Genomic DNA, 20,004 nt, shown 5'->3' with positions numbered 1-20,004 from the left:
CATGTTGAAGTCATCGTTCTCTGCATATTTGTCACCCCTGCTGGCCCTCCTCCTGCTGCTGACCAGCCCCTTCGCGTTTGCCCAGCAGATGGGTTCAGGGATGCTTGCCTATGAGGAGGGGCAAAGCCCGCGCCTCGTCACCGCCAACCTGAGCGCAGGTTCCGTCACCCTGCTTGAGCGCGATAGCGGAAAGCGCCTAAAAGAGGTGCAGCTGGGGGGCGATCTGCGCCAGCTGGCCCGTGCCGATGACGGTACCATGCTGGTCACCGACTACAGCGGCGATCGCCTGTTGCTGCTGGATGATGATCTCGATCTGGAAAAGGCGATCCCCACCGGCCATAGACCCTACGGGGTCATCTTCGATGCCAAACGGCAGTGGTTCTGGGTCACGCTGTTCGAATCCGCTCGCCTGCAGGCCTATGACACCGCAGGCAACCTCAAGCTGGATGCAGAAACCGCCGAGACCCCGCGCGGGCTGGCCTTGACCAACGACGATCGCCTGCTGCTCACCCACGCCATGACAGGCCAGCTCGCCATCTATGATCTCGCCAAGCTTGGCCACGGCGCCAAGGGATCTTCGCTTCCCAAGCCCAAGCTCATTACCCTGGCCGAGACCCACAGCGACACGCCGAGCGACTCCCAGGGATTGCCGCGCCTGCTCGACGGCATCGCCCTCTCCCCCGATGGCAGCGAGGCCTGGCTGCCCCATGTGCTGTGGAGCTTCAGCCACCCCTTCCAGTTTCAGAGCACCGTCTTTCCGGCGGTCTCCATCATCGATCTGGATGAGGAGAAAGAGCGGGTCGATGAAAGAAAACAGCTATTTTTGCAGATCAACCTGCCCAGCGTCGGCAACCGCAGCCAGATCGTCTCCAACCCGTTCGCGGCGCGCTTTGCCACCGACGGCAAGAGGGTCTATCTGACCCTGGCGGGCTCGGAAGATCTGCTGGTGTTTGATCTCTCCCGCAGCGGCAAGTCCAACAACAACCGTCACCGCCGCAAGAAGTTTCAGGGGGGCGCCAAGGCGGCCCAGCTCTTGCGTCACCTACCGGGCCAGAATCCGCGGGATCTGCTGATCGATGGCGACCATATTCTGGTGCACAACGCCATGGGGCAGGATCTCACCCGCCTCAATAGCGGCGGCAGCGGCCCGTTTGCCCGGGTCACGGTCGATGTACCCCACTTCGCCAAACTGGTAGAGACGGATCCCCGCCCCGAGCCGCTTCAGCGCGGCGAGCGGCTATTCAACCTTGGTAACACAGCGTCCAACTCACGCTTCCCCATGGCGGGGGACAACTGGATGAGCTGCAACTCCTGCCATCTGGACGGGTTCAACTTCACCAACCGCTATCTGATGGCGGCTCATCGCCAGAAGAGCGGCGACAACGCCATCAACGGCCACGCCAACCTCACCAACATGGTGGCGGGGGATTTTGTCGGCGAATACCTGCGCATGACCCAGCAGACCCAGGGCGGCATGGGGCACGACACCCGCGATGGGGCCGAGGCAGTTGACCCCGCGAGGCCCCAACCGGAAGTGAAAGCGATGATGGAGGACTTGCACGCCTTCATCACCGCCGATGGCAACCTCCCCTATCTGGCCAACTGGCTGCGACTCGATGCCCCGCGCACGGATCCCGCCAAGGCGCCGACTACCCACCCGAAGGAGTGGCTCAACTCCGCCTCCTGCCAGAACTGCCACCAACAGGCGTTCAAGGATTGGAGCGAGAGCAACCACCGGCTGATGGGCAACTCCCACCCCTACTACAAGGTGGTACAGGCGCTGGCCCGCGAAACCGAGGGCGAAGCCTTCGGTCAGTGGTGTCAGGGCTGCCACATGCCCCAGCAGGTGATGACCGGCCAGCTGGATCTGCCCAAGGGCTCCCACATGTTCGAGCAGGGTGGCGTCTCGCTGATTGCCGCTCACAAAGCGGGCGAACCTGTGGTGGAGGAAGGGACCGGCTGTGTGCTCTGTCATCGCATCACCAAGGTAGAAGACGCGGGCGGCAACAGCGCCTTTACCGTGAATTTGAAAGACCGTGAGAGCTATGTGTTCGAGGATGCCGCGGGCGGCAGCCTCCAGCACTGGCTGGCCGAGAGGCAGATCAACGCCCGTCCGGCGGCCCACAAAGCCTCCTATCAGAAGGATTTCTACCGCGACGCGGCTCTGTGCAAGTCGTGCCACAACGAGTTTGCCCCGGGCTCCGGCGCCAATATCGTCAACACCTGGGACGAGTGGGAAAAATCCAGCTTCGCAAACGCGGAGGATCCCGCCAAACGGCGCACCTGCATCGACTGCCATATGAACCCGGAGCCGGGCAATGGCGGCGCGCCGGTGGCGGGCCAGTCCACCGAAAACGGCAACATGAAGGAGCGGCTCTATCGCCACAACTTTACCGGCGCCCAGCACCAGCTGGTGGGGCTGCGCAATCCCGACCTTGAACAGGAGAGTCTGGCGCTGCTGCGCTCCAGCGCGACCCTCTCCGCCCGTATCGAACAGGCGGCCGATAGTCAGCAGTTGGTGGTGCGGGTCGCCAATACCGGCGCGGGCCATGCCCTACCCACCGGAGTGGCCGATTTTCGTGAACTCTGGCTGGAGCTGACCGTAACGGACGCCACCGGCAAGCTGGTGCTCAAAAGCGGCCAGCCGGTGGATGGCGCAGTCCCAGAAGATGCGCGACTGTTTCGCAAAGTATTCGGCGATGCCGAGGGCAAGCCGGTGGGGCTCAAGTTCTGGCGCTACGCCAAACTGCTGGAAGATACCCGCATTCCAGCCGATGGCTGGCGCGATGAAGTCTGGTCGCTGCCCGCAGAAGCCCAAGGGCCCTTCAAGGCCGATATCAAACTCAATTTCCGCACCTACCCCAAGTGGGTTAATGATGCGGTGCGCGCCGCCGAGCCGAGCTTGCCGGAGCCACCCATAGTGCTACTCAATCGGCTGCAACTTACCTTGCAGCCTCTCCACGTCACGCCCGCTACGGAGCCTCAATCCTGATGTTTGCAAGTTTTCTGATTACCCTGCGCGAGGGGCTGGAAGCCTTCCTGCTGGTCGGCATCTGCCTCTCCTACCTCGCCAAGCTGGGGGCGAGTCGCTACAACAAATTCATCTATCTGGGGGTGGGGCTTGGCCTTATCGCCTCACTTGTCGTCGCCTTCCTGTTCCAGGTGGTGGTGAGCCAGTTCGAGAGCGAGCGCTACAACCACCTCTTGATGGCGGGGATCCTCATCTTCGCCACGTTGGTGCTCACATATATGGCGATCTGGATGCAAAAGCAGGCCAAATCCCAGGTAGGGGCCATGACGGCGCGCATCGATGCGGCCATCGATGGCGGCAACCTGTTTGGTCTGGTGCTGCTCGCCTTCCTTGCTGTGATGCGCGAAGGGTTTGAAACCGTGCTCTTCTTCTCCGCCCTGCTCTACTCCGGGCAAGGGGTGGATCTGCAATCCGGCCTGATGGGCGCGCTGGCTGGGCTGCTGGTCTCCATCGCGCTGGTGTGGGGGCTGCTGCGCTCCACCCGCAAGGTGGCGCTGGCCCCCTTCTTCCGCTGGACGGGCCTGCTTATCATCATCATCGCCGCAGGTCTGCTGTCGTCCGCCGTCAACATGTTGCAGGCGGCAGAGATCATCACCTTCTGGACCACGCCGGTGTTCGACATCAGCCACATTCTCGATGATCAGGGGGTATTTGGTACCTTCCTGCGCGCCCTGTTTGGCTACAATGCCTCACCCGCTGGCTTGCAGCTGCTGACCTGGGCCCTCTATCTGGCGATCTTCGTTACCCTCTGGCAACGCAGCTACCGCCCGCAGGTAAGCGCCGCGACTGGCAAAGGCTGAGCCAACTCACCATGTGGCAACAAGGCCACGGGTTAATAACACCATTCGGGAGCCGCGCCTTGGCGCGGTTCCCTTATCTATCAAGCAGTTTCGGAATAGGTCATGAGCGATAACAACAAGAAAAGCATTGCAGTGCTGGGCGCTGGCCCCGCCGGTTTGATGGCGGCCTGGCGCCTGCGCTGCGCCGGTTTTGCAGTCACCCTGTTCGAGCAGGAGCCGGTGGTCGGCGGCATGTGCGCCACCCAGACCTTCAAGGGGCGCGATGGGGAGTATCGCTTCGACTACGGCGGCCACCGCTTTATCACCAAGAACCCCGAGCTGCTCGCCTTTATCGACGAGCTGATGGGGGACGACCTGCTCCACGCCGAGCGCAAGAGCGTCATCCGCTTTGGCGGGCGCACCTATGACTACCCCTTGAACCTGCCCAACCTGCTCAAGACGGCGCCGCTGGCCCTGATGGCCGGTGCGGTAAAAGACTTGCTGCTGTTGCCCTTTAGCAAGAAGCCGGACGATTTTGCTAAGGCGAGCTTTGCCGAGTGGATCCAGAGCCACTTTGGCCGCACCCTCTATCGCCAGTTCTTCGAGGGCTACACCGGCAAGCTCTGGGGCATCAACCCGGACAAGCTCTCCGCCGACTGGGCCGGTCAGCGCATCAGCCTGATCGATCTCAAAGACGTGGCCCGCCGCCTGCTGCCAAGGCGCAACGGCAGTATCTCGGTGCGCACCTATGCCCGCAAATACCGCTACCCCAAATATGGCTTCGGCCAGATCTTCACCACTCTGGGGGAGCGGCTGGTTGCCGAGGGTGCCCAGCTCAAAACCGGCGCTACCATCACCCGCCTTGAGCAGGCCGATGGCCGCATCGAACGGGTGTATTGGAAACAAGATGACGTTGAGCAAAGCGAGCGCTTTGATCAGGTGATCTCCACCCTGCCGCTGCCGCTCACCTGCCAGCATCTTGGCTTGCCGTGCGATCTCCAATACCGGTCGCTTCGCTTCGTCAATATGCCGCTTAAAACAGAGAACCTGTCGGACAACACCTGGCAGTATCTCTCAGACCCCCATATTCTGGCGACCCGCCTGCAGGAGCCGCGCCGCCGCAGCCCCTTTATGGCGCCCAAGGGCCAGACCTCGGTGATGCTGGAGATCCCCTGCAACCCGGGGGATGCCACCTGGCAGGCGCCGCTGGCCGATCTGCGCGGTCGGATCACCGCCGATCTGGCGAGCCTCGGTGTCGATACCGCCAAGCTTGGCGATGAGACCTTCGAGGCCCGCAGCGAATACGCCTATCCATTGATGGATTTGGGCTATCAGGCGCGCCGCAACGAAGCCATCAAGGCGCTGATGCCGATTGGCAACCTCATCATGACCGGCCGTCAGGGGACATTCCGCTACATCTTCACCGACACCGCCATGGAGATGGGGATGATGGCTGCCGACATGGTGATCGACGGGGTGGACAGACGTCATGCCATCTTTAACCATCGCAATGAAAACACCGTGATCGAAACCCAGAGCGTGGCGTGATGGCCGCGCCATTGGCATAACCTCTTGGCATAAGTAAGGAGAACAGGATGACCATACGCCCGGGTTTACTCGCCCTCACCCTGCTGCTGACCCTCTGCGGGCAGGCACAGGCTTACTCCTATGCCGCCGCCGGCAAGGAGCCACTGATCGACGCCCGCGAAGCGCTGCTGGGCGCCGCCACTGACGGCAAGGATGCCAGCGCCACCTTGAGCGAAATTGCCGACGAGCTGAGCTATCTGGAACAGCACCACAAGGTGGAGCTGCAAGGGCCGCTGGCCGCCGCCATCAAGGCCAAAGATGCCGCCGCCACCGCCGCCCTGCTCAACCGCGCCTACAAGGCGGAGATCGAGCGCCGCCTCGAAGGGGCCAGCCAGAATCTTGGCGACTACCAGACCGCCAAGGTGCTGGTGGTCAAGAGCAAGCGCTTCCTCGACTTGATCCTCCCCTCCCTCAATGAAGGGGATCGCAAGGCGGCCGAACAGGCGCTGGCCAAAGTGCTGGATGCCATCGGCAACCCGGGGGTATTCGGGGTGGGCGCCAAGCCCGCCGACGCCGCCGCCTTTAGCGATGCAGAAAAAGCGCTGATGGCCGTGCTGGCGCCGCTTTGATGGCAACCTGCCAATCATTGCGCCACCTCGCTGTGACAAACGGTGGGTTTCGCTGCGCTCTACCCACCCTACGCACGGCCTGCCGATAAATGCACCCGGACGCTGGTTTGCCCCCTTCTCCCCTTGCGGGAGAAGGGCTGGGGATGAGGGGTAAGGTAATGGCCCGGCGTTGGCCTTCCCCCTGCTGCACCACCATTTGGCTGCTCATTCTGCTGCAACTGGCCTGGCTCGGCTGGCTGCTGACCTTCCCGGTGGCCCTCGATTCCGACGATGCTCTCAATTTTGCCCACGGGGTGACGCGCTTTAGCGTGCTGGAGTTCTCCCCCCACTTTCCGGGCTACCCCGCCTTTATCTGGCTGGCGCGGCTGATCAATCTGGCGGTGGACGATCCGGCCCGCGCGGTGCAGTGGGCAAGTCTGCTCGGTAGCAGTTTGCTGGCTCCGCTCGCCGCCTTGTTGGCGGTGAAGCTGTGGCAACGGCCAAGCCTGCTGGCGCCGGTTTGGTTGCTGGTGCTGGCCCTGCCGCTCACCCCGACGCTGGCGCTCTCAGGCCTCTCGGATGGGCCCGCGATCGCCGCCTGGCTCGGGACGCTGCTGGCCTTGCAGCAGCGCAGATTCGTACTGGCTGGCCTCATGCTTGGCTTCATGCTGGCCCTACGCCCCTCCTATTTTGTGCTGGCCCTGCAGCCCCTTTGGCTGGGGATGGCGCAGAAGGAGACGCGCGTCAGGTTTGTGCTCCCCATCGCGCTGGTTGGGCTAGCCTGCCTGCTGTTTGTCTGGCAAGCCGATGGCTGGGCCTACTTCAGCGAGGGGCGGCGCTTTACCGACGGCCACTTTACCCTGTGGGGCAACACGGCAGCAGCCCATGGCGATCGGCTGCTGAGCTGGGCGAGCACCTTCAACGATCAGCTCACCCCGCTTTGGCCCTTGGCTGTTGGGGCATTGCTGGTGTTGCCACTGTGGCAAAGATCAAAAAAACACCCTGCCGTCCTCCCCCCGCTCTGGACGCTCTACTGGCTCGTCCTGCTGCTCTGGACCCTGTTTGGCCAGAACCCTGACAATCCCCGCCATCTGGCCCCCATCACTCTGCTCGGTATCGTGCTGCTGGCAGGTTGGCTGCCGCGCCGTGGCGAGTGGGTGATCGCGGTCGCCGGATTGCTGCTGCTCGGCGCGACCTTCACCCTGCCCCGTCCGCCCGCCATGGTGCAGGCAGCAAGGCTGGCAGAGAAAGCGTGCCCGGCACTGGTGACCCAGTGGGGGGTAAGATTGCTGCGGGAGACCACGGTCTTGGCCGTCACCGATGGCTGGTATAAGGGGGATGCGGCGCTGGCACTCTCTCAGGGAGCCTGTCGCCTCAGTCGCCGCCCCATCGCTGCGAGCGAGATGCCAACTGCAGTGCGCCAGCACTGGTTTGCCCCGCGCTTTGCCGCCGAGCCCAGCCTCTGGCTCGCCATACCGGATCCATAGCCGCGACAAAACTGATAGACTGCTTTTTTCGCGCTTTTCAACCCGACGTTTCGCATCAACTGGACACCCTATGCCCCAATCGCCAACAGCTCAGGCTGCCGCCCTCTCCCCCCGTTTCCTGTTTATCCTGCTGGGCGCCCTGGCGGGTCTGACCCCGCTGGCGGTGGATATGTATCTGCCCGCTATTCCGGCCATTGCCCGGGATCTGGCCACCAGCATCGACGGCGCCCAGCTCACCATCAGCGCCTTTCTGGGCGGCTTTGCCATCGGCCAGCTCTTCTACGGCCCACTGGCCGACAGCTATGGCCGCAAGCCGGTGATCCTGGCGGGGCTGGTGATGTTTGCCATCGCCTCGGTCGGTTGTGCCATGGCGGACTCCCTGCCCGAATTGCTGGCCTATCGGATGCTGCAGGCGGCGGGCGGTGCGGCCGGCTCTGTGGTGGTCAATGCCCTGCTGCGCGATCTGTTCGAGAAGGATGCGTTTTCTCGCGCCATGTCGTTCGTCATTCTGGTGATGACCTTGGCGCCGCTGGTAGCGCCTGTGGTGGGCGGCTATATCAGTGCCCACGCCGACTGGCGGGTGATCTTCTGGCTGCTGGTGGGGATCAGCCTGCTGATCTGTCTGGTGATGCAGTGGAAAATTCAGGAAACCCTGAAACCGGAGCACCGTCAGCCCCTTAATCTGGGCCAGATCCTCAAGAACTACTGGGGGGTGCTCTCCCATCGCGGCGCCATGGGCTATGTGCTGTGCGGCTCCCTCTCCAGCTCCGGCATGTTCGCCTTCTTAAGCGGCTCCCCTTACGTCTATATCGAGTATTTCAAGGTGCCGACCGAGCACTACGGCTGGCTGTTTGGCCTCAATATCCTGCTGATGATGGTGGTCACCTTCGTCAACAGCCGACTGGTGAAAGGGGTGGGCGCCGAGCGGATGCTGCAATACGGCCTGCTGGTGCTGCCCTGCGCGGGCGCCCTGCTGGTCTACAACGCCTGGAGCCAGACCGGCGGTCTGTGGGGCATCGTCATTCCGGTGGTACTGTTTGTCGGCCATATCAGTCTGGTGGGCGCCAACGCCATGACCGGCCTGATGGGCCACTTCCCGCAATCTGCGGGCACCGCCTCGGCACTGGCGGGCACCCTGCGCTTTGGCATCGGCGCCCTGGTCGGCATTCTGGTCAACCTCAATCCGCCCCACTCGCCGCTGCCCATGGCCATTGCCATCGCCTGCTGCGGCGTGGGTTCAACCCTGAGTTACTGGCTGCTGACCGGCAAGCGAGGCGATTGATCCCCCTTCCCCGGTCAGAAAAACGAAAGAGGCTTCCGTCAACGGAAGCCTCTTTTCGTACTGGTGGCCAGACGTTCAGAACTGGGCGCTGTTGAGCCAGAGGTGCGCCCCTATGCTCACCAGATAACCGAGCAAGATGGCAGGCAGCCACTTCAGGTGGCCAAAAAAGGTATACATGCCGTGGGCCTGTCCCATCAGGGCCACCCCGGCCGCAGAGCCGATGGAGAGCAGGCTGCCGCCCACTCCGGCGGTCAGAGTCACCAGCAGCCACTGTCCCAGCGCCATGTCCGGGTTCATCGACAGCACGGCAAACATCACGGGGATGTTGTCGATTACGGAGGACAAGACCCCGATGAAGATGTTGGCCATGGTGGGATCCTCAGCGTCATACAACCAGTGTGACACCAGCTCCAGATACCCCATAAAGCCCAGCCCACCGACACACATCACCACCCCGTAGAAGAAGAGCAGGGTATCCCACTCCGCCTTGGCCACCTTGTTGAACACGTCAAATGGCACCACAGAACCCAGACTGCGCAACCGCACCTCATCACCATTGCGTTCGTAGAGCGCACGCTTGCGGGCAAGGGAGCGCGGCAGCGACTTGCGCAGATAAAACCCGAAAAACTGCAGATAACCGAGTCCCAGCATCATGCCGAGCACAGGCGGCAGATGGAGGAAACTGTGGCATAGCACCGCCGTGATGATGGTCAGCAAGAACAGCGCGACGATGCGACGGGCCCCCCGCTTGAGATCGACCACCTCGTTATCAGCCTCCGGTACATGACGCGGCACCATCAGGCTCATCAGGATGGCCGGGACCAGAAAATTGAGCAGGGAGGGAATAAGCAGGGTGAAGAACTGGCCAAATTGCACCTTGCCCGCCTGCCACACCATCAGGGTGGTGATATCGCCAAAGGGACTGAACGCCCCTCCGGCGTTGGCGGCGATCACTATGTTGATGCAGGCAAGATTGACAAAACGCCGATCACCGTTGGCCACCTTCAACACCACGGCGCACATCAAGAGCGCAGTGGTCAGGTTGTCTGCCACCGGCGAGATGCAAAATGCCAACCCGCCAGTCAACCAGAACAGGGTGCGCAAGTGAAAACCGGATCGCACCAACCAGGCGCGTAGGGCATCGAACAGCCGCCGGTCCTCCATGGCGTTGATATAGGTCATCGCCACCAGCAGGAACAGCATCAACTCGGCATATTCCAGCAGGGTATGGCGAAATGCCTGCTCGGCGACAGGGCTCATCCCCTGCTGTGCATAGGCGATACCGATCAGGATCCAGATCACCCCGGCGGCCACCAGCACGGGTTTGGACTTGCGCAGTTGCAGATACTCTTCAGCCATCACCAGGGCGTAGGCCAACACAAACAATCCGACACAAAAAAGTCCGATTGAGGAGGATGTCAACAGAACAGGGCCACTACTGGCATGGGCGGGAGGGATAAACAGGGACAGCAGCAAAATAACAGGGGTGAGCGCAGACATGGTCTCTTCCTTTTAGAACCATCTGGCAATGATGCTAGCACCTGGATGAAAAGAAAAATTCATCCAGGTCAATTAACGCTTAATTGGTTTGCTGTCGAAACGCGGGATTATTTCTTGCCAAAACCCGACTGCTTGAGGGTATAGCCTGCGCTGTTTTGCCAGGCATCCAGACCGCTGCGGTTATTGCCCGCCACCAGACTGGCCGCCAGACTCGGGCTGTTGAACAGCTGATCGGCGGTAAAGACAAAGCCGCCCTGACTGCGGGGCACTATGACCCCCTTCTCCAGCAGTTCGTGACGCAGCTCGATCACCGCTTCACGCAGGGAGGCAGCATCCTCGCCATTGGCGGTGGAACCGGCCAGCACCATAAAGCCCGGATTTTGCCGCTTGCCCACCGGATAACCGTGGGCCTCGGCCCCCTTGCCGTTGAAGTGGTAGAGCTCGCGCTCCCCCGGCCGGTTGTCGGAGAGTGCCTTTTGCAGGGTCATCAGCTCGTTGTAGATCTCGATGGGGACGACGGCAGCCTGCTTGTTGCCCTTGCTATCGATGATAAAACTGACTTGCTTGTGTAACATCCTTGCTCATCCTGTGACCCATGGAAGCCCCTATTCTAACCACCTCGGGCAAGCGGGATCCAGCGAGGATCCACTGCTCTTTTGCCGCCTTGATCACTAACTGGCACTCTTGATCAACCGTAAGGGGTGTTGATCATTGCCGGCCGTGCTAGCGTACCAAGCATGATGAAAGCCATTGACCATCAAACGGTTATCCCATGCTGACCCTGCGCAACCTCTGCAAGAGCTTCGATAACGGCAGTGAACGACTGCCGCTGTTCCACCATCTCGATCTCGCCCTCCCCGCTGGCGAGATCACCCTGCTGCTGGGCCAAAGCGGCTGCGGCAAGTCGACCCTGCTCAATCTGATCGCCGGGCTGATTGCACCGGACGAAGGGGAAATCTGGCTGGGGGAGACCCGGATCGACACCCGATCCCCCGACGAGCGGGCGCGCCTGCGGGGTCGCCATTTCGGCATCGTCTATCAGGATTTCAACCTGTTGCCGACCCTGAACGTGGCCGAGAATCTGGCACTGCCGCTCGCCATCAACGCGCTGCCACCGGATGAGGCCAGGATTGACCAGTTGCTGCACCGGCTCGATATGAGCCACAAGCGCCATGCCTGGCCGGAGCAGCTCTCCGGCGGTCAGCGTCAGCGGGTGGCGCTGGCCCGCGCCCTCATCCATCAACCCGGTTGGCTGCTCGCCGACGAGCCCACCGGCAGCCTAGATGAACACAATGCCGAACAGGTGATGGAGTTAATGATCGCGGCGGTGCGCGACACTGGTGCAGGCTTGCTGCTGGTGAGCCACAACCCCGCCTATGCTGCGCTGGCAGACAGAGTGCTGCGCCTCGAAGGGGGGCAACTTATCGAGCTCAAGGGACCCCGTCATGACTAAACAGCGACTTCCACTGCCGGGAGCACGCTGATGCTGCCACTCAAAGCGCTGCTGCGCCTCTATCGCAGTCACCCCTGGTTGCTGCTGATGAGTCTGGCCGGGCTGGTATTGGGGGTATCGCTGGTGGTGGCCATCGAGCTGCTCAATCACAGTGCCCGCACCAATTTTGTCGCCGCCCGCAGCCAGCTGGCAGGGGAAGCCAACTACCGGCTGGCCCCCGCTGGCGGGCTGGATGAGCAGCTTTACGTGCAGCTGGTGACCAGCCAGCCCGCCCTCGATGCCATGCCCCAGCTCCATGGCTGGCTCAAAGATGAAGAGGGGCGCAGCTTTCAACTGCTGGGAATGGATCTCTTCAACCCCGGCCCCCTGCGCCAGCTGTTTGGCGCCCAACCCGCGAGCGAGCCCGACTTTTCCCTCAACCGCGCCGACAGCATCTGGCTGGCAACCCCCGAAGCGGAGCGCCTTGGCTGGCAAGCGGGCCAGAGCCGCCGCTTTGTATTGGGCGGCAGCGATGGCGCCAGCGCCCGAACCCTGACCCTGACGCTGGCGGGTACCTTTGAACCGGGCGCCGTGCCCATGGAGCGGCTGCTGATAACCGACATCGGCCTCGCCCAGCCCTTGCTGGGCAAAGCGGGTCGGCTCGATCGCATCGTCTTCAAGCTAAGCGACGCCGAGGCTCGTACCCTGCAGGCCACTCTGCACACCCGTTACCCGAACCAGCCCTTGTGGCTTGAGCCCATTAGCCCGGCGCTCGATGCCAGCCAGCTTGGCGATGCGCTGGCCCTTAACCTGACGGCACTCTCATTGCTCGCCATGGCGGTAGGATTGTTTCTGGTGTTCAACGCCCAGCGATTTGTCCAGAGCGTGCGCCGCCCCCAGCTGGCCCAGTTGATCATTCTGGGGATGGGGCCGAGTCGGGTGCTACGTTGGCTCATTCTGGAGCTGCTTATTCTCGCCACCATCGGCACCCTGCTCGGGGTGCTGCTCGGCAGCCTGTTGGCGCTGGCGCTGATGGGGCAACTGACCCAGGCGCTGGCCGATCTCTATGGGCCCAACCCCATCGATCTGTTGCGCCTCTCCCCTGTGAGCCTGCTCAAGGCGCTGTTGATCGGGTTGCTCGGCACACTGGCCGCCAACCTGCCCGGTTGGGGGCAACTGCTGCGCCAATCCCCCCTCGAACTGCGAGCGGGAAGCAGCCGCCCCCCCGCTCACCCGTGGCGACGGCGCGTGCTGGCCATCGCCATCTTGCTGCTGTGCGCCCTATGCCTGTGGTTGCCGCAAACAGGTCTCACCGGCGCCCTCTTTATCGCCGGCGGCTGGCTGCTGGCCATGGCGCTCTGGCTGCCCGATGCCCTGCGCGGCCTGCTTGGCTGGTTGCGACGGCGCGAGGGCGGCCACCTTACCGCCCGGCTCGGGGTGGCCGAGACCCTCTATCACCTCGATCGCACCGCCATCGCGGTGATGGCGTTGCAGCTGGCCATCGCGGCAGCCATCGGCATCGGGGTCATGGTGTCTAGCTTTCGCTCCAGCGTGGAGATCTGGCTCGGCCAGCGTCTGGCCGCCGACCTCTATGTCACCGCCCCCAAGGGGGTGGCGGGCAACAAGGGCACCTTGAGCGACACCACCCTCGAGCCCCTGCTCGCCAACCCGCTGGTAAGCGCCGCCTCGCGCCGCTCGGTGCATCCGGCCCGCTGGCAGGGGCAGCCCATCGAGTGGGCGCAGATGGACTTTATCCCCCAGCTTAAAGCGGCCTATCCGCTGCTGGCCGGGCGCTGGCCCACCCGCCCCGACGAGGTGCTGGCGAGCGAACCCCTGACGGTGCGCCTCGGGGTCAAGGTGGGCCAGACATTGGCGATCAGCGGCGAGCAGGGGCCAAGGCAGTTCACCGTCACCGGTGTCTATCAGGACTACGGCAGCGACAAGGGGCAGATCCTGCACGCCTTCGAGGCGGGGGCGGTGCAATCCCTCGCCCTCTTTAGCAACGACCCCGAGCAGCTGACCGACCGCCTGCGCGAGCGCTTTGGCGAGCAGCTCAATCTGCTCTCCGCCCCCGCCATTCACAGCGCGGCCCTCAAGGTGTTTGACCAGACCTTTGTGGTGACCGAGCTATTGAAACTGCTGATCCTCGGCATCGCCTTTGTCGGCATTGGTTCGGCCTTTATGGTGCTGGGGCTGGCGCGCCGTGGCGAGCTGCAGACCTTGCAGAGTCTGGGCTTGAGCCCCCGCCACTGCCGCCAGCTGCTGGTGTGGCAAGGGGCAGGATTGGGGCTGCTCACCGCCCTGCTGGCCCTGCCGGTGGGGTATGGCCTTGCCTGGGTGCTGATCGAGGTGGTCAACCCACGCGCCTTTGGCTGGCGCCTCGCCTTCGAGGCCGCCCCCCTTCATGCGGTCACCGCCCTGTTGCTGGCACCGGTCTGTGGCGCATTGGCATCCTGGTATGCGGCAAGGAGAGTGGTATGAAATATCGGTTAGCGCACTGGCTCAATCATGGCTTGCAGCTCCCATTGACCACTTCCCTCTCTCCGCCCATTTGTCAGCGCAGAGAAGAGCACAGTGCGACATCGAACCATCCCCTCTCCCTTCGGGAGAGGGCCAGGGTGAGGGGAAGCTTGTCCTCTTTACGGCGCCTGTGGCTCGCCGTCCTCTTGCTCCCGCTGATTGCCATGAGCGGCAGCGCGCAGGCCAGCGATCTGGGCGCCCTGCTCGGCGGCGGCAGCGACAGCTTTAAAAAGGTGGTGCCGGGGCAAACCATTCAATTGCCGGAGGATCACGCCGCCCACCCCGATTACCGCTCCGAGTGGTGGTATCTCACCGGCAACCTCAAGGATGAGCAGGGGCGCGAATATGGCATGCAGTGGACCCTGTTTCGCCAAGGGATCGAACAAGAACTCCGCACCGGCAACCCTTGGCTCACCCCCCAGCTCTGGCTGGCCCAATTTGCCATCACGGACCTCGACCGTGGCAGCCACCAGCAAGATGAACGGGCCAGTCGGCAGGGGCCGGGACTGGCGGGGGCCAGCGGCGGCCAATATTGGCTCAGGGAGTGGCGGCTTGCCTCGCAAGGGGCAGCGCTGTTCCCCGCCACCCTCAAGGTGCAGAGCAAGATAGGCGAGCTCAACCTCACCGTCACTGCCGCCAAGCCGCTGGTGCTGCAAGGCAAGGCCGGTTACAGCGAGAAGAGCCCGGGCAACGCCTCCTTTTACTACTCCTACCCACGCCTGCATTTGAGCGGCACCCTGACTCGCGATGGCGAAACCCGCACCGTCACCGGACAAGGCTGGTTTGATCACGAGTGGAGCAGCTCGGTATTGGCCGAGTGGCAATCGGGTTGGGACTGGTTTTCCCTGCAACTGGCCGATGGCCGCGAGCTGATGTTGTTTCGCCTGCGCACCAAATCGGGACGCGCAGAGCCCGAGAACCGCTACGGTATTTTGATTGAGCGGGACGGCAGCAGCCGGGTGCTCGCCCCCGACGCGATTCGCCTTACGCCGGGCAACACCTGGCGCGGCCCCAAGGGGCAGGATTACCCCGTTGAGTGGCAGCTAAACGCCGCCGGAATGAGCCTCACCATCAAAGCCCGTCAGCCCAATCAGGCCATGACAGGTCGCTTTGACTACTGGGAGGGAGCTGTCTCTGTCTCGGGGGATGCCAAGGGGGTCGGCTATCTGGAGATGACCGGCTACTGAACACCCTCGACAAACGTGGCCGGTCTGCTCGATGACCTAAAAACAAATCGCCCTTATAACAGGGCATCACAGTGATATTGCCCAGCCATTTCTGTCACTTGGCGCCAGTCGTCAAGGATGCCTTATCTGTTTATTTATCAAACACCCTCACCCACTCACCCCGCTGCCAACTTGGCTCAAGTCTGATCCCTGTCAAAAATCCTTTCAAAATCCGAGCGATAAATAACTTTTCACTCACTTAAATTGTTCTCTGTTTGATATCTTTCTCATCCGGCACCCGCAGCCCCAAAAGCAACCGAGGTCAGCCCATGATTTACCCATTTTCAATCTGGTTAAAAGCAGCACTCGGGGAGCTGTAACCCCGTGCGGTAGCCATGATACTTGTTAAATAACAAAGCTTATCAGTTGGTAATAAATAAATGTTGTAACATGGAGTATATATGATCAAAGAATTCTTCATAAATAATTTGTATGAAGAGCGGAATGTTAGAATCCCCTTCGATTCAGAGTATAAAATAATTGTTGCTGAAAATGGCTATGGCAAAACAACCATATTAAACTCTTTTTATGCCCTCGTATCAGGAGATATATCAAAGTTGAGAAAGGTTGTCTTCGACTCTATTGGTATAGTATTTTCAGACGGAGAAAGCATTTCATTTAAAAAATCAGATTTTGAAGCAGACCTTGAGTTTATAAAAGGTCATCATTTTTTTGTACACCTTGAGAAGCGACTTGGTGAAGATTTTATCCTTGAATTAATAGATGATGTACGAAAATTCCCTTCTCATTCGATGGAAAGATCGCATTTATTCAGGCATGCTACAAATTCACTAGATATTCCTCCTTCAATACTAAGAGATTATTTAAGAGAAATAAGAAGCAGTAGGCCAAATAAAAAAATCAACTCTTCAACACAAGACAAACTAGATTACATCAAAACCAAATTCCCTTTGAAAACATTACATCTCCCAACTTACCGTCGTGTTGAAGAAGATATACGAGCTTTCAGTGAGGTGAAAGATGGGTCACAATCAAGACTGTCATCTATTAACTTTGGAATGGGGGATGTGAAGCTTAGCATTGAAAAAATCACATCCGAAATTTTAAACTCGTCTATCGAGTGGTTTTCAAAAATAAACGGCCAGATGCTATCTCAGCTGGTAAATGGGTTCGCAGTAACAGATGAAATGAGAGCTTCTATATCTAGTCCAAGAGCTGTTGAAATTGTATTGGAGCGTATAGGTAAAAACATTTCACCTTCTCACAAAGAACAAATTCTATCTCTTGTTAAAAGTCGAGAAATCCTTCGAGGACACGACCCATTAATTTATTTCATAAGTAATTTATTGAAAGTATACGAGCAACAACAAGATAATGATGAAGCAATACAGCAATTTACAAAAGTAAGCAACAAATATTTAACTGACAAAGAAGTTGTTTATGATGAGAGCAATGTGACTATTGAAATCATAAGAAAGAAGAATGGCCGCACAGTAGACATTGAAAGTCTATCATCAGGTGAAAAACAGATTATATCTCTGTTTGCTTTGCTGTACCTCCAGAGAAAAGAAGACCTAGCTATATTCTTTGATGAGCCAGAACTATCCCTGTCTATGGAATGGCAAAAAACTCTTCTTCCGGATATTGTATCTTCTGGAAAATGCAAGTTTTTGTTCTCGACAACACATTCTCCCTTTATTTTTGAAAATGATCTAGAGTCACACACTGTGGATTTATCTGAATATATCGAGGAGCTTTAATGTCAAGGGTTGATGCATTAATAAAATCCCGTGGCAACTTATCGGTTAAATTCATGGAGTTTACGAGGGTTGTCTCCAAGGAGAAATATGCTATTTTCTTTGAGGGAGAGGACGAGAAGTACTATTCCATAAGAATAAACAACATTCGTCCAGATATTAAATGGTCTGGAATTAATTGTGGAGGCAAGTCAAATGTAGTAGAACTTAGACAGAAAGTAAGAGAGCATAGGACATATTCTCTGGCGCCTTGTTTGTTTTTCATTGATGCGGATTTCGACGATAATTCCTCACTTCTTAATCTTCATGATGTTTATGTAACACCATGCTATTCAATAGAAAATTTTTACGTTAGCCTAGACGCTTACACTAGAGTGTTAAACTCTGAATTTGGCGTTAGTGAGACAAGCGAACATAGTACTTGCTTTAAACATGCAGTTAAAATTTTTGAACAAACCATGTCAGCTTATATCGATGCAATAAAAGAATTCAACTTTCTTATTCGTGAACTTCGTTTCATGGAAAAGCGAGGTGTATTAAATGGGAAGTTAAATATAAACAATATCAAAATTGAAGACTTAGTAAAAATAGATCTTGGATTTGTTGATAAGGTTTATGATGAGAAAAAACCAGCATCGATATTCCCAGAACTACCTGAAGACCTGATTGTAAATCTCGATAACTCTAAGCAATTTTATGAAAGATTAGGTGGTGACTTTTGGTTTAGAGGAAAACAGAACTTAGAGTTTTTTAGAGTATTCATCGAAAAAATAAAAGTAGATAGATGTAGAAAGGACTCTAGAAAAATCTTCAAAAACAAAGGTAATGTGAGGCTACTACTATCAAAAGGGAATTGCATTTCAGAATTAAGTCAATATGCTGACACGCCATTATGTCTATCAAAATTTCTGTATAAACAAAACCAGAAGACTTGGGATTCCAACCCTCTTGAGCGAGCAGTAGTCTGAGTGGAGATCAGTGCTGTGCTTTCTCATTAATTAATGCGGGAGCACAGTAGAAAGTAAGCATGTTTATATCTAGAGCACTATTGTATTTTTTATGTCAGCCACACAATACATTAAACAGCATGCTAATAATGCTGTGTTTACAATAATACGATAGCTAATTTTGCGCGATTGAATTATTGCCAACTACAATTCCGGGCTAAAAAATAGATATTATCGACTGCAATCCCGATACCTTCATATAAGTATCAATAAAAGACTATCATTTAATAAAGCATATATTACATAAGGTTGGTAACATGAACTTCATCAAGACTGATCAACTTTTCGCAAGATTAAGTGACGTTGTTGACCACCCAGTATACGATTCTGACTCAAGAAAAAGACTCGCCTTAACATTAGTTATTAGCTCAATGCAATTTTCCAATGCTGTTAGATTATTATGCTCACAGGGGCTGATTCTAGGGGTTGGTACCACACTCCGCTCCCAATATGAAGCCCTTGTAAGAAGTGTCTGGGTTCTATATTGCGCTACAGATCTACAAATTGAAAAGCTAGATGCTGTTTTAAATGCAGAATCTCAACAAGCAAGTAAAAACATCCCCACTGTCAATGCTATGCTTGGTGAACTAGATAACATTCCTCAGATTGAAAACTTGCTAATCTCGCTCCATGAATTTAAAGAAAGCTCTTGGTTGCCATTAAACTCTTTTGTTCATTCAGGCATTCATGCTGTTTTTTGGACAAAGTACCAAGCACCACCAGAACTCATCGAACAATTATTCCGTATCAGTAATGGATTAAATGTTCTCGCCTTTCAGGAAATGGGCATACTTACTGGAATACCAAATATTCAAAATGAAATTTTTTCAGTAATAGCTCACTATTCAGACTGTTTACCTAAACCGAGATAGTATAACTAGAAAACTGATGTACTAATAAGTACATCAGTTTAATAAACCAATAAATCCAGCTGATCCATTCAATGCTGGAATTTTATTTATCTCACCTATGCGGCAATCTGTTGTGACTCAACACAAGCGGATCACAAATTATTTTCTCACAGCTCCCAGCGATTGAATAAACGCCAGCGTGCGGCGATTAAACTGCTCCGGCTGCTCCACATTGCAAACATGGCCGCACTGTTCAATGACCGCCAGCGAAGAGCTGGCATCGCGGGCCACCTGTTCGCGCACTGGCGCCAGAAACATATGATCCTCCTCCCCCATCACATAGAGGGTGGGTATGGGCAGGGAGCGTTCGCGGAAGTAACGCATCAGCGGGTTAACCTCGGTGGCGAGGCGGAACCAGCGTTTGAACTCTTTCTGGCAAAGCTTGCGGGCCTCGCGCACAAAGAGGTTGCGCGACTCCTGATGGTGCTGGCGCGGCATGATGATGAAGGCAAACAGCCGGTAGAGCCACATATAGGGCAGGAAGTGCTGGCCGAGTCGGCCCAGTTGCACCAGCACCCGCGAGCGGATATCGAGCCGCAAAATGGCGCCCCCCAGTACCATGCTCTTGACCCGCTCCGGGCAGAGCTCGGCCAGATGGCGAATAAGGATGGTGCCAAGGGAGATGCCGACAAAGTGGGCGCGGCGGATATCGAGATGATCGAGCAGCCGAACGATATCTTCGGTCACTTCCCGAAAGCTGTAGTGGCCCTTGACCACCTGTTGCAGCTGGTGGGACTGGCCGTGGCCGCGCAAGTCCAGCAGCAGCACGTTGAAGTGCTCGCGATAGGCACGCAGCTGCTTGAACCAGATGGAGGAGCTGCCACCGGCACCGTGGACAAACACCACCCAATCCCGCTCGGGACCCAGTTCGAAAGTCTTGTGATACAACATCCAATAGGCTCCCTTGGTGATGGGGGGTATACTCGGCTGCGCGCATATTAACAGAACAGGCCCGCCGATAGATATGCGCCTGACA

The 20,004-nt window shown here is 57.6% G+C and carries 15 protein-coding genes; 12 read left to right on the top strand and 3 right to left on the bottom strand.

All coding sequences use genetic code 11. From position 1 onward, the window contains the following. The first annotated feature begins 1 nt into the window (after position 1). The 6 genes from AB5Y73_RS02245 (at position 2) to AB5Y73_RS02220 (ending at position 8,714) form a co-directional block, all read left to right on the top strand. Positions 2-2,992, top strand: a complete 2,991-nt coding sequence (locus AB5Y73_RS02245) for a YncE family protein (protein WP_181294997.1) — start codon at positions 2-4, stop codon at positions 2,990-2,992. Then, positions 2,992-3,831, top strand: a complete 840-nt coding sequence (locus tag AB5Y73_RS02240; RefSeq protein WP_107684950.1) for an FTR1 family protein — start codon at positions 2,992-2,994, stop codon at positions 3,829-3,831. Before AB5Y73_RS02245 ends, AB5Y73_RS02240 begins: the two co-directional genes overlap by 1 nt. A gap of 102 nt (positions 3,832-3,933) precedes the next feature. Next, positions 3,934-5,358, top strand: a complete 1,425-nt coding sequence (locus AB5Y73_RS02235; RefSeq protein ID WP_279499556.1) for an FAD-dependent oxidoreductase — start codon at positions 3,934-3,936, stop codon at positions 5,356-5,358. A gap of 47 nt (positions 5,359-5,405) precedes the next feature. Next, a complete protein-coding gene (locus AB5Y73_RS02230) occupies positions 5,406-5,966 on the top strand; it encodes a hypothetical protein (RefSeq protein WP_107684952.1) in 561 nt (186 codons plus the stop codon). A 158-nt stretch (positions 5,967-6,124) separates the two neighbouring features. After that, positions 6,125-7,432, top strand: a complete 1,308-nt coding sequence (locus tag AB5Y73_RS02225) for a hypothetical protein (RefSeq protein WP_235655551.1) — start codon at positions 6,125-6,127, stop codon at positions 7,430-7,432. 70 nt (positions 7,433-7,502) lie between these two features. Further along, positions 7,503-8,714, top strand: coding sequence for a Bcr/CflA family multidrug efflux MFS transporter (locus AB5Y73_RS02220; RefSeq protein ID WP_042055658.1), 1,212 nt, complete (start codon positions 7,503-7,505; stop codon positions 8,712-8,714). A 75-nt stretch (positions 8,715-8,789) separates the two neighbouring features. Here AB5Y73_RS02220 and nhaD read toward each other — a convergent pair whose 3' ends face one another. Further along, positions 8,790-10,214: a sodium:proton antiporter NhaD gene (gene nhaD / locus AB5Y73_RS02215; RefSeq protein WP_107684953.1), complete on the bottom strand. Its 1,425-nt coding sequence runs from the start codon at positions 10,212-10,214 to the stop codon at positions 8,790-8,792. 107 nt (positions 10,215-10,321) lie between these two features. Then, the gene (locus AB5Y73_RS02210; RefSeq protein ID WP_005333716.1) at positions 10,322-10,789 is read right to left on the bottom strand and encodes a DUF4357 domain-containing protein; all 468 of its coding nucleotides are present in this window, start codon (positions 10,787-10,789) and stop codon (positions 10,322-10,324) included. A gap of 197 nt (positions 10,790-10,986) precedes the next feature. Here AB5Y73_RS02210 and AB5Y73_RS02205 point away from each other — a divergent pair, with 197 nt between their 5' ends. The 6 genes from AB5Y73_RS02205 (at position 10,987) to AB5Y73_RS02180 (ending at position 18,989) form a co-directional block, all read left to right on the top strand. Further along, positions 10,987-11,667, top strand: a complete 681-nt coding sequence (locus AB5Y73_RS02205; RefSeq protein ID WP_181497248.1) for an ABC transporter ATP-binding protein — start codon at positions 10,987-10,989, stop codon at positions 11,665-11,667. Positions 11,668-11,697: 30 nt separating this feature from the next. Then, positions 11,698-14,127 (top strand): FtsX-like permease family protein, encoded by a 2,430-nt coding sequence (locus AB5Y73_RS02200; RefSeq protein ID WP_181497247.1) that lies wholly within the window; start codon positions 11,698-11,700, stop codon positions 14,125-14,127. Positions 14,128-14,312: 185 nt separating this feature from the next. Continuing rightward, positions 14,313-15,353, top strand: coding sequence for a lipocalin-like domain-containing protein (locus AB5Y73_RS02195; RefSeq protein ID WP_181497733.1), 1,041 nt, complete (start codon positions 14,313-14,315; stop codon positions 15,351-15,353). A 440-nt stretch (positions 15,354-15,793) separates the two neighbouring features. Next, on the top strand, positions 15,794-17,113 hold the full coding sequence (locus tag AB5Y73_RS02190; RefSeq protein ID WP_368147254.1) for an AAA family ATPase: 1,320 nt from the start codon (positions 15,794-15,796) through the stop codon (positions 17,111-17,113). Continuing rightward, complete coding sequence (locus AB5Y73_RS02185; RefSeq protein WP_159163398.1) at positions 17,113-18,078, top strand: DUF4435 domain-containing protein; 966 nt, start codon at positions 17,113-17,115, stop codon at positions 18,076-18,078. Before AB5Y73_RS02190 ends, AB5Y73_RS02185 begins: the two co-directional genes overlap by 1 nt. A 296-nt stretch (positions 18,079-18,374) precedes the next feature. Beyond that, a complete protein-coding gene (locus AB5Y73_RS02180) occupies positions 18,375-18,989 on the top strand; it encodes a hypothetical protein (protein ID WP_235686279.1) in 615 nt (204 codons plus the stop codon). A 138-nt stretch (positions 18,990-19,127) separates the two neighbouring features. On the opposite strand, the gene AB5Y73_RS02175 is transcribed toward AB5Y73_RS02180, so the two are convergent. Further along, on the bottom strand, positions 19,128-19,919 hold the full coding sequence (locus tag AB5Y73_RS02175; protein ID WP_110303908.1) for an alpha/beta fold hydrolase: 792 nt from the start codon (positions 19,917-19,919) through the stop codon (positions 19,128-19,130). Positions 19,920-20,004: the final 85 nt, after the last annotated feature.

Source organism: Aeromonas sp. s7(2024), from assembly GCF_040907825.1.
Classification (GTDB): Bacteria; Pseudomonadota; Gammaproteobacteria; order Enterobacterales; family Aeromonadaceae; genus Aeromonas; species Aeromonas veronii.
This window is presented reverse-complemented; position numbering and strand designations above follow the sequence as displayed.